Source organism: Bradyrhizobium sp. USDA 10063 (assembly GCF_054063735.1).
Map to the genome: position 1 here is coordinate 659,769 of NZ_JBSSGP010000002.1, position 13,492 is coordinate 673,260.

Annotated in this window: 10 protein-coding genes and 1 pseudogene; 1 reads left to right on the forward strand and 10 read right to left on the reverse strand. The window is 61.1% G+C overall.

The annotated features are described in order from the left end of the window. Window positions 1–373 precede the first annotated feature (373 nt). The 6 genes from ACVJGD_RS04970 to ACVJGD_RS04995 all read right to left on the reverse strand — a co-directional run bounded on the left by ACVJGD_RS04970 (window position 374) and on the right by ACVJGD_RS04995 (window position 6,608). The gene (locus ACVJGD_RS04970) at window positions 374–1,432 is read right to left on the reverse strand and encodes a YeiH family protein (RefSeq protein ID WP_456640173.1); all 1,059 of its coding nucleotides are present in this window, start codon (window positions 1,430–1,432) and stop codon (window positions 374–376) included. Beyond that, on the reverse strand, window positions 1,383–2,141 hold the full coding sequence (locus ACVJGD_RS04975; RefSeq protein WP_456633311.1) for an enoyl-CoA hydratase/isomerase family protein: 759 nt from the start codon (window positions 2,139–2,141) through the stop codon (window positions 1,383–1,385). Before ACVJGD_RS04975 ends, ACVJGD_RS04970 begins: the two co-directional genes overlap by 50 nt. After that, entirely contained in the window at window positions 2,108–3,310 is a 1,203-nt protein-coding gene (locus ACVJGD_RS04980) for a CaiB/BaiF CoA transferase family protein (protein WP_456640174.1), read from the reverse strand. The genes ACVJGD_RS04975 and ACVJGD_RS04980 overlap by 34 nt, the downstream gene beginning before the upstream one ends. Beyond that, window positions 3,307–3,825: a flavin reductase family protein gene (locus ACVJGD_RS04985; protein WP_456633312.1), complete on the reverse strand. Its 519-nt coding sequence runs from the start codon at window positions 3,823–3,825 to the stop codon at window positions 3,307–3,309. The genes ACVJGD_RS04980 and ACVJGD_RS04985 overlap by 4 nt, the downstream gene beginning before the upstream one ends. Before the next feature lie 33 nt (window positions 3,826–3,858). Beyond that, the gene (locus ACVJGD_RS04990; RefSeq protein WP_456633313.1) at window positions 3,859–5,025 is read right to left on the reverse strand and encodes an LLM class flavin-dependent oxidoreductase; all 1,167 of its coding nucleotides are present in this window, start codon (window positions 5,023–5,025) and stop codon (window positions 3,859–3,861) included. 197 nt (window positions 5,026–5,222) lie between these two features. After that, window positions 5,223–6,608 carry an MFS transporter gene (locus ACVJGD_RS04995; protein ID WP_456633314.1) on the reverse strand — a complete coding sequence of 462 codons (1,386 nt, stop codon included), beginning with the start codon at window positions 6,606–6,608 and terminating at the stop codon, window positions 5,223–5,225. 294 nt (window positions 6,609–6,902) lie between these two features. Between ACVJGD_RS04995 and ACVJGD_RS05000 the strand changes: the two genes are divergently transcribed. After that, window positions 6,903–7,865 carry a LysR family transcriptional regulator gene (locus ACVJGD_RS05000; RefSeq protein WP_456633315.1) on the forward strand — a complete coding sequence of 321 codons (963 nt, stop codon included), beginning with the start codon at window positions 6,903–6,905 and terminating at the stop codon, window positions 7,863–7,865. Between the two features lie 16 nt (window positions 7,866–7,881). On the opposite strand, the pseudogene ACVJGD_RS05005 reads toward ACVJGD_RS05000, so the two are convergent. The 4 genes and pseudogenes from ACVJGD_RS05005 to ACVJGD_RS05020 form a co-directional block, all read right to left on the reverse strand. Further along, window positions 7,882–9,745 (reverse strand): annotated as a pseudogene (locus ACVJGD_RS05005) (ABC-F family ATP-binding cassette domain-containing protein). Window positions 9,746–9,857: 112 nt separating this feature from the next. Further along, complete coding sequence (locus ACVJGD_RS05010) at window positions 9,858–10,058, reverse strand: hypothetical protein (RefSeq protein ID WP_456640589.1); 201 nt, start codon at window positions 10,056–10,058, stop codon at window positions 9,858–9,860. Window positions 10,059–10,231: 173 nt separating this feature from the next. Further along, complete coding sequence (locus ACVJGD_RS05015) at window positions 10,232–10,489, reverse strand: sulfur globule protein precursor (RefSeq protein ID WP_456633316.1); 258 nt, start codon at window positions 10,487–10,489, stop codon at window positions 10,232–10,234. Window positions 10,490–10,656: 167 nt separating this feature from the next. After that, window positions 10,657–12,288, reverse strand: a complete 1,632-nt coding sequence (locus tag ACVJGD_RS05020; RefSeq protein WP_456633317.1) for a recombinase family protein — start codon at window positions 12,286–12,288, stop codon at window positions 10,657–10,659. Between the last annotated feature and the right edge of the window lie 1,204 nt (window positions 12,289–13,492).

Here is a 13,492-nt window from a genome sequence, read left to right on the forward strand (position 1 = left end):
GGCTTTCTTGCCACCGTCGCCTCTCGCGCGAACTTCTTCGCGCAAAAAACTTAGCGCCAGCGTCGGGGCGCCAGAACCACACGACTTCGCCGTCCGCGTTACATGCGCTCGTCAGTCGCACGCAACACGTCCACCGCATCTCACCGCAACGTTCGTGACGATCGCGAGCCGCCCCTCATCTGGGTGAGACGCGGGAGTCATAGTGCTGATTTGCCCGACGACGGAAGTGGAATGTTTTTTGCGCGAGGGCTGGACAGACTTTTGGTGATTTGCCCGTCGGGTTGTTTTGTCGCACCCAAAGCAACCACATTGTCCTTGCGAGCCATCGGGTCGGCGCGAAGCGCCGCTCGATCTTGCATCGCTTCCTGAGGTCTCACCTCAGGAAGCGCACCAGACCAATACTTATCAGCAGGAGCAGAGCGAGCGACAGGATCACGGCCGCACTGACGCGTCCGCCAACATTGGAGAGTACGCGAATGTCGACTCCCAGGCCAAGCGCAGCCATCGAGATGACGGTCAGCACGGTCGCAAGCTTGGTGACTGGCGCGACAACACCATCCGGGATGACCTGAAACGATCGCAGCGCCGCCATGACAAGAAAGCCAATGATGAACCACGGGACCAGCTTGAGCGGGCCGATGGATTTGATGCGTCCGCTTCCGGCGTCTCCGCGCAAACGAGGCGCGAACAGCGATATGACGACGACCAGTGGTCCGAGCATCAGCACGCGGACCAGCTTGACCAGCGTGCCGATCTGGGTGCTGACCAGCCCGGCCGGCACTGTGGCCGCAAGAACCTGGGGAACCGCGTAAACTGTCAGACCGGCCAGAATTCCGTATTGCGTCGCGGACAACTGCAACAGCGGAATAAGCAACGGAAGACCCAACACCATCAGCACACCAAGAACGGCCGTGAACGAAATGGAGGATGCGATATCGTCGCCATCCGCAGCGATGACCGGAGCGACCGCTGCTATTGCGGAGTTGCCGCAGATCGAATTGCCGCATGCGATCAAGATCGACAGCTTGGTTGGCAAACCCAGTAGCCGGCTCACACCAAAGCTCGCGGCTAACGTCGCGCATACCGTTGCGAGGATCGCGCCAATGATGACCGGACCGAACGCTGCTATCGCGGCGAAACTGATCGACGAGCCAAGCAGCATCACCGCAGTCTCCAGGAGCTGCTTCGCGCTGAACGCGATTCCACTCCGCCAACGTTCCGACGGCGTGATGACCGTGCGGATTGCCATTCCAAGCAGGATCGCGGCTACCAGGGCTTCGATGTACGGATGTCCGAAGGCGCGCTCCTCCAGATGCTGGATGCCCATCGAGATCAGCGCGATCAGGACGCAAAGAGTGAGGCCCGGGATCCGGCCGGCGAGACTACCGAACCAACCGGCCATGACCTGCCCGATAACGGGCGATCCGCCCATGTAGTCCTTCTGGAGCGAGTGATCGAATGAGATCAGCCAGATCGGCATTGTTCGTATCAACGCGGGTAACGCGCAGCAAGTCGGCAGCCGCGTTGTGGGACAGCCCTTCATGCTGGGCCATCAGATGCTCGGCGGTCGGAAGCAGTTCCGACTCGTCTACCAGATGCGTCAGGAGACCCGCCTCCAGAGCCTCTTCCGCCGACAATGTGCGGTTTTCAAGCAGGATCGCCCGCGCTCCATCGGCTCCGACGATGTTCACGAGCCGCCTTGTGCCAAGCGCGACGCCGAAGCGAAAGCCCGGAAAGCGGAACTTCGTCCGCGACGTTCCAATCCGATAGGCACAGGCTGCGGCAAGGTCCGCTCCAGCGCCGAACGCGGCTCCGTTGAGCAGCGCAAATGAGACCACAGGCGCGGAACTGACTGCCTGGAGAAGGAGTTCGATCCGTACGAAACGCAGCAGAAGATCGCCTGCGCTTTGTTGCTCGATACAAGTAAAATCGAAACCGCCGCAGAAGGCCTTCCCGTCACTTGCCAGCGCGAAAGAGCTGCCCTCGGCAATTGTTGCGAGGACTGCTTCGTGCAGATTTGCGACCGTTGCGGCATCAAGCGCGTTCGCTTTCTCCGGCCGATCGATCTTGATCAGACTTGGCACCCGGCCAAGGGCCGGGATTCTGCTCACAGAACCTGCGCTGAACGGCGTTGTATCCATTCGTCGAAGACCTCTTCACTGTGCTCGCCAAGCTGCGGAGGCGTGCGGGTGATTTCGAATGCAAAATCGGAAATGCCGATTGGAAACCCGACAGTTTCTGTCCCTGCGCCGTTCGGCATCGTGATCGGTTGAACCCAGCCCATCTTGCGAACATGCGGGTCGGCGAGAATTTCCGCGAAATTGTTTATCGGCGCGCACGGGATGCCCTTGGCATCGAAGTCTGCGATCCACTCGGCCGCGCTCCGGGTCGAGAAGATAGGCTGCAGGATGGCAGCGAGCTCGTCCTGATTCCTGGCGCGCAGGGACTGGGTGATGAAGCGGGGGTCGTCCGGCAGATCCGGCCGGCCGACAATCGCGCAAGTGTCGCGCCACAGCTTGTCATTGCCGGCTGCGATGGTGAACGGCCCGTCCGCGCTATCGAAGCCCGCGTAGGGCGCATTGCGCGGATGAGCCGAGCCAAGACGGGATGGCGGGACGCCGGTGCCGAAATATTCGCTCGTCTGCAGTGCGGCGATGCCCAGCAAGGATCCGAGGATCGAACAGTCGATGTGAGCGCCTTGGCCTGTCTGGCGCGCACGCATCACTGCAGCGAGAATCACGAAAGCGGCATAAAGACCGGTCGCAAAATCGCCAACCGGCACACCGCATTTTACTGGTGGTCCATCAGGCTCGCCCGTGACGCTCATCATCCCGCTCATGGCCTGGACGGTGACATCGAAGGCGCCCTTCTGAGCATAGGGGCCGGTCTGCCCGTAGCCTGTGATAGAGCAGTAGACCAGCCGCCGATTGCGCGACTTGACCTGCTCATAGCCGAGACCGGCGCGGACAAGGACTCCGGGGCGAAAGTTCTCGATGAACACGTCCGCATTTTCAATCAGAGCATAAAGGCGCTCCAGATCCGACTCGTTCTTGATGTCGAGCGCGATCGAGCGCTTGTTGCGGTTCACCGAGGTGAAGTTGCCGCTGAATGGGTCGGCATGGTTCTCACCACGATGCAGCGGAGGCCATCCCCGCATGCCGTCACCACCATCGGGCCGCTCAATCTTGACAACGTCCGCGCCGAGGTCCGCGAGAAGACAGCCCGTGAAGGGACCCGCGGCAATCTGGGCAAACTCCAGGACGCGGAGTCCGGCCAGCGGCTTGGGTAAGGCAGATCGTGCTTTGCTCACGCAACCATCCTCTCGCTTTTGAGGGCGGCGTAGTTGCCACGGTGATAGAGCAGCGGTTCTCCGCCAAAGACATGGATGTTGTCGACCGCGCCGATAATGATGGCGTGGTCTCCGCCCGAGCACACATCAGACAGGCTGCATTCGGCAGCCGCAACCACGCCCTCGATGAGCGGACTGCCGCGCCGGCCTTGTCGGAAAGAGACATTCGCGAACTTGTCGTCCCGCTTGGACGCGAAGACCTGCGAGATCTCGGTCTGCTCACGCGACAGGAAATGCAGCCCGAAATGGCGGCTGGCGAGCAACGCCGCCAGCGTGTTGGAATTGTGGTTGAGGCAGACGAGGAACAGCGGCGGATCCAGCGAGAGCGAGGTCACCGCGTTGAGCGTCACGCCATGCAGCGCACCGTCGGGATGGGCAGTGGTGACGACAGCCACGCCTGTCGCAAAATGGCCGGCGAAGTCGCGCAGTTCTCTCGGCGAGACGTTGAGCGACGAAGTCATGGCGGGATCATTCATGTGAAGCACCTCGGCTGAACGTGGACACGCGACTCAGGCCGCAGCGGTGAACGTAGCGGGAAGACGCAACCCGGCCTCCTGCATCAACGGCATCACCCGCTCGCCGAAAAATTTCAGATCAGGGATGAAGTCGAAGAAGTTGACCTGGACGCCGTCGCAGCCGGCTTCCCTCAGACGCCTGAAACCGTCGACGACCTGCGCAGGCGTACCCACGATGTGGACGTTGCCGCCGATCGTCCATTCTTCCAGCGTGGCGGCCTTCCATGAAGCCTGATCACCGCCGGTGAAGGTCTTGTAGAAGTTCTCCGCCGCCACGCAATCCTGGTGCTTCAGGATCGCATTGTATTGCGCCCATGCCTCAGCTTCCGTTTCTCGGCAAATCACATGGGGATTGATGAGAATGCGGACGTCGCGGCCTTGAGCCGCCGCCGCCTCCTTGATCCGGGCGGTATGGGTCGGAAGCGCAGCACATGCCTTGTCGAGATTGGCACCCGCGGGGCTCGTCACGAAGATCAGATCCGAATGCTTCGCCGCGTAGGTGAGACCCGCACCGGACGACGACGCGTTGACGAGGATACACTGGCCTCCGGCGGGTTTGGGGGCGACGAACGCATCCTTCATTTTCCAGAAGCGCCCATTGATCGTCAGGTTCTCATCCTCCGACCACAGCCGCTTCATCATGGTGACGAACTCGTCCGCCATCACATAACGATGATCGTGCTCGATCGACTCCAGCCCGAACATCTCGAATTCGCTTTTCTTGTAGCCGGTGACCATGTTGAGTCCCCAGCGTCCACCGCTCATCTCCGAGATCGTGGCGCCGAACTTGGCCAGTTGGAGCGGGTGCCAGCCATAGAGGATGTGGACTGTCGATACCAACAGGATCCGCTTGGTCAGCCCGGCAAGGCCCGCGGTGACCAGGAGCGGATCCGTCGCCATTTCGCGGAATTTCATCTTGCCGCCGTAGCCGCCTTTTCCCAGCCACTGGGCGAGCCCAAAGACGAGATCGAAACCGAGGTTCTCCGCCATCACGGTGCAGCGCGCATTGTAGTCGAACGTCCAGGAGGTCTCGCGCGGCGCAAGTGACGGGCTCCAGGCTCCCGATTGAATCGGCAGAAACAGTCCGAGCATCAGCGGCTGGCGCTTGGCCATTGCAAGCGGCGACAATCCCGCACTGCCACTCACATTGTTCTTCGGCATGGATCTCTCCCTCGATTTCAGATTTGCTGATCCCGACAACGCGCGGCGTCGCGAGACAACGTGGTCAAGGCCGATACTAGGTGGTTGCGCATCGACTAAAAGCGATAGTTTTCGATATGATTTGTTCGACATAGTCGATGATGTCTGCGCACACGGACACAGCGGCGTGCTGTGCCCGTGAGCTGTCATCGATGAAGTCAGGTTTGAATCGATGGCGAGGCCGCACTAGCCGCAAGGGATGCAGGCTCGTCGCGCACCCAACCTTCGTTGCTGGCGTAGTCGTCTTGCGAACGATCGCGGAGGAACAGCGCCGAGATGAAGCTGATGGCCGCGATTATAGCGAGATAGGCGCTGATCGCCGTCGACGTTCCATAGACGTGCAGCAGATAGGCGGCGATCATCGGCGCGGGCCCGCCGGATGTGATCGAGGCAAGCTGATAGCCGATCGAAGACCCTGAATAGCGCACACTCGGCGGGAAGCTTTCGGCAATGAACGCCGCCTGCGGCGCGTATTGCATGTCGTGGATAGGGAGGGACAACACGATGGCGAGCACGATGAAGAACGGAATCTTCGTATCGAGCATCCAGAAATAGGGGAAGGCGAACGCCAGCATGGTGAACGCGCCGATCAGATACATGCGCTTTCGCCCAATGCGATCGGAGACATAACCGAAGAACGGTGTAGTGAACAGCGAGATCGCCGCTGCCACCAATACACAGTTAAAGAGAAACGACTTTTGCAGGCCAAGCCTGCTTGTGCCGTAGGAGAGAAGGAACGTCGTGAACAGGACGAAGGGCGCCTGTTGGCCAGTGCGGATCAGGCAAGTGAGGAGAATTTCTCGCCAGTAGCCGCGAACGGCATCGATGACCGGCGCGCGGACGATCTGCTTTTTCTCCTGTATCTGTCGGAAGACCGGCGTTTCGAGCACGCCAAGCCGAATATAGAGGCCTACGACGATCAGAGCGGAACTGATCAGGAAGGGAATGCGCCAACCGATCGTTTCGAACCATTCCGGCGAGCCGGCATAGGAGGTGACCGTCAGCGCAGTCACCGCGAGCAGCATGCCTAGCGGCGAGCCGAACTGAGGCCAACTCGCGGCGAGGCCGCGCCGCGTGTTGAACTTCGACCATTCCGTCGCAACCGCGATGGCGCCGCCCCATTCACCGCCAACACCGATGCCCTGAAGCAGGCGCAAGACCGTGAGCGAAACGGCGCCCCAGATGCCGATTTGCTCATAGGTCGGGACCAGACCAATGAGCACCGTGCTGATCCCCATCAGAAGCAGCGTTGCCACCAGGGTGCCTTTGCGCCCGATCCGATCCCCGAAGTGACCGAAGATCAGGGCGCCGACGGGACGGGCCACGAAGCCGAGGAAGAATGTGGAGAAGGCGAGCAGCGTCGCCGAATAGGGGTCCTGGGATGGAAAGTAGAGCTTGCCGAAAACAATGGCTGCGACCAGCCCGTACAGATAAAAATCGTACCACTCGATCATTGTGCCTACGGTCGACGCAATAACTGCGCGCCGCGCATGTCGTGCGGAATCGGCGTCGTTCAAAGGCGACAATTTCAGATGCGAAGCCATCAACTCCTCCTAAATGACTCCCTTCTTCGGGAGCGGTGCGTTTCCCATGCGTGCAGCGACGCCAGCGTTTCCCGATCCTTGCTAACGACGCATGGAGCGGGCCACCGCAGGCGGCGCAGACGTCATCAATGCGTTTCGTACGGCTGCGAAACGCGTTTCATTTTTGTTTTATGCAGACGAGGCGAACTGGCACCCCATCAAGGGACAGGTTAGGAGATTGACTTTTCGGTTGAAAACGATTGTTTTCGATCAGTACTGTGCAAGATAATCGATGGGAGGAGGGGAAGCCGCTCGATGAACTTCCGGCAGCTCGAGACATTTATCGAGATCGTGCGCCTCGGCAGTTTCGCAGCGGCTGCAACCAAACTCAACGCCACGCAATCCACGATTTCGGCACGCGTTCAGGAGCTGGAGAGCGATCTCGGCGTCGTTCTTTTCGACCGTAGCCAACGCAAGGCCACGGTCACCGCCAAGGGGCGCGAGTTGATCGGCTATGCCGAGCGCGCGCTGCAGCTTCAGTCCGAGATCCGTCAGCAGATCGCTCCGAGCCAGTCGCTTTCCGGCGTCATTCGCGTCGGCGTCGCCGAACTCGTGGCAGTGACCTGGCTGCCGAACCTTGTGGCGATGCTACGTCAACGTTATCCGAACATCACTCTGGAACTCGACGTTTCACTCACCTTGCCACTTCGATCACGGCTTCAGTCCGGAGAACTCGATATCGCCCTCATCCCCGGCGAAACGTTCGACCCGATAATGGTCGTCTGCCCGCTTGGATCGGTGGTGTTCCGGTGGATGAGAGGAGCTGATCTGGCCGTTCCGGACGATGCGCACGAACCTGCAGATCTCGCCTCTGTTCGTGTTCTCTCGCTGGGAGAGAGCTCTGTTCATTACGAGAGTGTCTCGACCTGGCTGGAGCAGAGCGGCTCTGTGCAGCGGCCCGACCTGTGCAATAGCATGACCGTTCTTTCGACACTTACGATGGCCAATGTTGGAGTTAGCCTTCTGCCGCCGATCTGCTACGAAAAGGAACTCAGCGAAGGACGGCTGCAGATCATTCCCACCAGATCGGAGCCACCGCCCGTTCCGTTCGCGGCTGTCTACAAGCGCAGCCGCCTCGCACTGCTCCAGCGAGTGATCGCTGAGGCGGCCATGGAGGCGACCACATTCTTGCGCAGTGCGCGACTTCCAATGGGGGAGTCGGACTCAACGGCACCCGCCGCGACTAAGGCCGGTGAAAAGCACGAGTCGCGAGAGTGATGCGCTCGGCGGTTAGTTAACCCGCCGCCTCATCCGAGAGCGAGCTCGCTTCGAGCCATTCTTCCTCGGCGCGCTGCAGCGCGCTTTCGGCGCCGGCGCGTGCCTTGGCGAGTTGCGCCGCCTGCTTCGGATCGCGCGTGAACAGGTCCGGCAGCGCGAGCGCCGCGTCGATCTTGGCGATGATGCCGGTGATGCGTTCGATCTCGGCCTCGGCCTGCGTGATCCGCTGCTTCAGCGGGGTGCGCTTCTCGTTTTTCGGACGCTCGGGCTTTGCGCTCTCCTTGCTGCGTTCGCGCGAAGCCGGTCGCACATCATTCGCCGAGAGGATCGTCCTGCGGTAGTCGTCGAGATCGCCGTCATAGCTCGTCACGGTCTGGTTGGCGACGACCCAGAGCCGCTCGGCGCAGGACTCGATCAGGTAACGGTCGTGCGAGACCATCAGCACCGCGCCGGGGAAATCGTTGATCGCTTCGGCGAGCGCGGCGCGACTGTCGATGTCGAGATGGTTGGTCGGCTCGTCCAGGATTATCATGTTGGGAGCGGCGAAGGTGGCAAGGCCGAGCAGCAGCCGCGCCTTCTCGCCGCCCGACAGGCTCTTCACCAGGGTATCGCCAGCCTTTCCGGAAAAGCCGATCGCGCCGACGCGGGCGCGCACCTTGCTCTCCGGCGCATCCGGCATCAGCTTGCGGACGTGGTCATAAGGCGAGCCGTCGAGATTGAGCTCATCGACCTGATGCTGCGCGAAATAGCCGACCGAGAGCTTCTCCGCCCGCGTGATCTTGCCGGAAAAGGGCGCGAGCCGGCCCGCAAGCAGCTTCACCAGGGTCGACTTGCCGTTGCCGTTGGCACCCAACAGCGCAATGCGGTCGTCGGTATCGACGCGCAGTGTCACCCGGTTCAGCACCGGCTTGTTCGCATCATAGCCGACGGCGACGTCGTCGACGGCGATGATCGGCGGCGACAGCGTCCGCTCGGGCACCGGAAACGAGATCTCATGCACGTCCTGCGTCACCAGCGCGGTGACCGGCTTCATCCGCTCCAGCATCTTCATGCGCGATTGCGCCTGGCGGGCTTTCGAAGCCTTGGCCTTGAAACGGTCGACGAAGGCCTGGAGCCGCTTGCGCTCCTCGGCCTGTCGCTTGGCGTGCTTTGCATCGAGCATCTCGCGCGCGGCGCGCTGCTCCTCGAACGAGGAGTAGGTCCCCTTGTAGAGCGTCAGTCCGCGGTGATCGAGATGCAGGATCTGGTCCACCGACGTATCGAGCAGGTCGCGGTCATGGCTGATCACGATCACGGTACGCGGATAGTGCGCAAGATGATCCTCCAGCCACAACGTGCCTTCGAGGTCGAGATAGTTGGTCGGCTCGTCCAGCAGCAGCAGATCCGGCGCCGCAAACAGCGTCGCGGCGAGCGCAACCCGCATGCGCCAGCCGCCGGAAAATTCGGCGCATGGCCGCGCCTGGTCGGCCGCCGAAAATCCGAGGCCGCTGAGAATTGCGGCCGCGCGGGCAGGGGCGGAATGGGCGTCGATGTCGACAAGCCGGGTCTGGATTTCGGCGATCCGGTGCGGATCGTGCGCAGTCTCTGCCTCGCGCAGCAGCGCGTCGCGTTCGAGATCCGCCTTCAGCACGATCCTCGATCAGGCTTTCCGGACCATTGGGCGCTTCCTGCGCCAGGCTGCCGATCCGCCAGCGCGGCGGGATGGTGATGCTGCCGGCTTCAAGCGGGATATCGCCGCGGATGGCATGAAACAGCGTCGACTTGCCGACGCCGTTGCGGCCGACAAAGCCGACACGGGCGCCGGGGATGATCTGTACCGAGCTGTTCTCGATCAGAAGCCGCCCGGCGATGCGGACGGAGATGTCGGAGATGGAGAGCATGCGGCGTTGTCACCGGAGCCGCGGCCAAAGGCAACCCACCAATCCGGTAAATTATGCTCCAGCTTTCCAACTTCGCAGAGTTGCCCGAGCTCACCCGCGAGGGCGGCCTCTTTCAATGCAGGCTCTCTTCCTCGCGCCGGCGCAGCTCGTCCAGCAGGTGTTGCAAATGAGAGGTCAGTGACGTCTCCGGGCGCAAGCTTTGCTGCAGCCGTTCGCCGACCGCGTCGCAAATGGATCGGCAGGTCTTGTGATCGAGCAGCTCAAAATCAGCGTGGCTTCGGTTATTCATGATCGGTCTCTCGGCGAGTTCCACCTCGCCTTGCTTGAACGAAAGCTCGCAAGATCAAGTCCCAAGGGCCGAATTTGTTTCCGATGGTCGCGCCGCCCGTGCCCTCGCTCGCAGGTAGCGGACCCGCAGGTTCCAGGCGCAAAAAAAGCCCCGGCATTGCGGCCGGGGCGCTCAAGTCTGGGGGAGTTCAGGTCAGGTCAATAGCAACGGTTGATGAGGCGCCAGCGGGGGCCCCAGGGCGTCGGCACCAGGCGCCGGACGTAGCAGCCGCCAGCGCCATAATAAGCGGGCCCACCGTAGTAGGCGGGGCCGCCGACAACGACGCGCGGACCCCAGCCCCAGCCGTGACGCCAGCCGCCGTGCCAACCGCCCCACGCCGAGGCGGAGGTCGGCGCCAGCGCGGCCGCGCCAAGCGAGGCCGCGGCAAGAGCGACAAGCGAGAATTTGCGCAGCATGGTCGTCTCCTCGAGTTTCGGCGCCAGTTGGAAGCGCCGGCGGTGACAATGTCTCCCGTGGCGCCCTCGCTTTAGCTGAGCAGATGAGCTTCGAAGGCGTCCGAGATCGGTGAGCAGCCTAGGCCGCGCGAGCTGAACGGAAGCGCGACGGCGGTTACAGAATGGGTTCACGTTCGTGAAATTTTCGAAATCTTACTAGCGGCGCCCCCTTGTTCCGCAAGGATTTCCGAGGCTTGGCGCATCTTCGGGAAGATTTCCAACCCCATAATGGCGCCGAGCCGGGCGTGGGGGGTTACCTCACAGGGTTTCCGCTTTTCGGTAGGATGGACCACGATCCGCTCGAAAACGTTCCGGAAGGCCGCCCGGAACGGGGCAAGCTGTTTGACATCATCCTCGCCGCTGGTGAGGGCCTTGTGCATTTCCTCCATGGCGGTCGCGAATTGATCGATGGCCTTCGGGTGCAAATCGACAACGTTCGTTTCCCGATCGATCAGACGAAGCTTTTCGGTAAGGCTGGCTCGTTGGACTTCCAACTGCTTTAACTTATCCAGCAGCGCCTTGACCGGGTCGTCGCTATCGCTGATCGCGGTCACAACCCGGTCTATCTGAACTGTCACCCGGTTAAGTTGCTTTTGGGTGGCGTGCCGGTCAGCGCGCGCCGCTTTCTGACGTTCCGCCCATCGGGCGTGATAAGACCGAGTGAGTTCGAGCAGCACCCTTCGGTCGGTAAGCTTGGTCTTAACGCCATCCATCACCGTGGCCTCAAGTTGCTTGAGGCAATAACTGCGGCGATGGGTGCAACCAACAGTCCGGTGGCCCTGGGAGCAAATGACGCGCGGCGAGCCATCGGCATTGTTCTGGCCGATGATCATGGTGCCGCCGCATTCCGCACACGTAAGAAGGCCAATGAGCAACTGGTCTCGATTGACGAATTTGTAGGTGCGCGGGCCATAACGGCCCTTTGCGCTGCGCCGGCCAGAACGCACCGCTTCGACCCGATCCCAAAGCTTCTGCGGGATAATCCGCAATTCTGGAACGTCGGTCGTGATTAAGTCCTCGGGCTGTCCCCGGCGGAAATGCCGCTTGCCGGTATCCGGGTTCTTGATCGAGGTGGTCGCGTTCCAAACAACCTTGCCGATGTAAAGCTGGTTTGCGAGCATCGCGCCAATCGTGCCGCTGTTCCATACGCGATTGTTGCCGGGGGCAGGGACCTTTTCTCGGGTAAGGTCAGCGGCGATATCGCGCGTTGGCTTGCCGTCAGCATACTCCTCGAATATCCAGCGCACGATCTTAGCCGGCGCCGGATCGATTTCCCGTTCGCATGCCTTGCCGCCGCGACGATAGCCGTAAGCTATTCGGCCGGGGACCAGCCCCTCGCGGACGAGACCATTGAACGAGCGGCGAACCGAGATGCGAAGATTTTTGATGAATTGCGAATTGACAATGGTTCCAACGCCGACGTGGACTTCGCTCACCTCGCCGTTGGTATCGATGATCTTGATCTCGTGATATTTGAGCCGCTTATAGATTGCCGGCATGTCAACCTCGTCGCGTGACAGGCGGGAGAGGCTTTCGGTGAAAACGGCGTTGAATTTTCGCGCGATGGCTGCATTCATCAGCGCGAGAAGTCCGTCGCGCTCAAACATACTCTCGCCGGAAATGGCGCGGTCAGCATAAACATCTATGACCTTATAGCCGTGGCGAGCCGCAAGCTGGCGGCAGTGCGAGATTTGGTCGTCAATCGATCGCTCCTTTTGATTATCGCTTGAATATCTTGCGTAAATGACGGCGGTCCTCATCAGTTTTCCCTTCGCGCTCTAGCCGATCAAAATCCCGATCCGCCATTGCGCGGCCCAAGGCCCTCGCCAGTTCGAGCCAGCGCTCGTCGTGGCTAGGATGATCGGGGTTTCGCGGGTCGGATGGATCAAGTTTGCGGATGATCCCCGGAGCCGGCCCCCTCGGCCTTGCGGGCTTGCGTCGCGCTGGGCGGGTACGCATTACTGAAACTCTGTCGGACATGGGGGACAGGGGCAAAGAAGGCAACAATCCCGCTATCTCCCGACAGTCCCCACATTTTTTGGGTCGGATTTTCCGGCCTCGGCGGCCGGGCCGACTCACTCAATGCTGATTTGCGGCCGGGCGGCCATCGGGCCTAATCCCGTCCTCGGCCCGCTTGTCGGGCCTTTCGCATATTCCGAAAAACGCGCCTCGTGGTATCGATACAGACCTGCATGCGATGTCGCGCGACTGATCTGTTTGAGGTGCCGCCCACTGGTCGTGAGTGCGGGCAGTGACGCCGTGGCGAGGGTGCTGGTCGTAGCTCTTGCGACCAGCACCGCGTAACTTTTTTCTGCTGCGCGTTGAGAGTCAACATAGCGCCGAAAAAAAATGGGAAGAAGGAACGACCCAGCAAGGCACCGTGAGAAGTTCAAATTCCGCCGGAGCAAACGATCGCATCGCGCACCGCGTGCGGCGAACCTTTTGAAGTATTTGATTTACGCAATTAGTCGGAAGAACCTGCGATTTACACCGTGACGAGAAGGCAAACTGTACCTATCATTCATGCGATGGGGCGCTGCGGGCGCGCCGCTGGACGGTTACGACGGTGGCGGCGGCGCGCGACTACGCAACACCACGGGGCCTGACCACGTTGCAAAGCCTGGTCCGAAAGGCGCGGAGGGCGGTCAGCGCGGAGGGAGACATCCGCGATAAGTAGCGCGCCAACATGATCCGCACTCCCGCGCGATCATGGCCCAAAGCGACGGCATGGCTCCGGCCGACAGATCGCAAGGGTACGGACCAGCCCGACATCTTTGCCGGGGCTGGTCGTCCTGTGCCCTTCGCTCAAGCATCCACCAACCGACAGGGACCGTGCTTAAGTATAGGAAGGGTATCAGCCAATTCGGAAAGGGCGCGCCGAATTCTCCCAAAGGCACCGACACCGGCCCGTGACGGCATAACCCGACCAGCGTAACGTCGAACCTATGCTTCCGATCGTTCAAT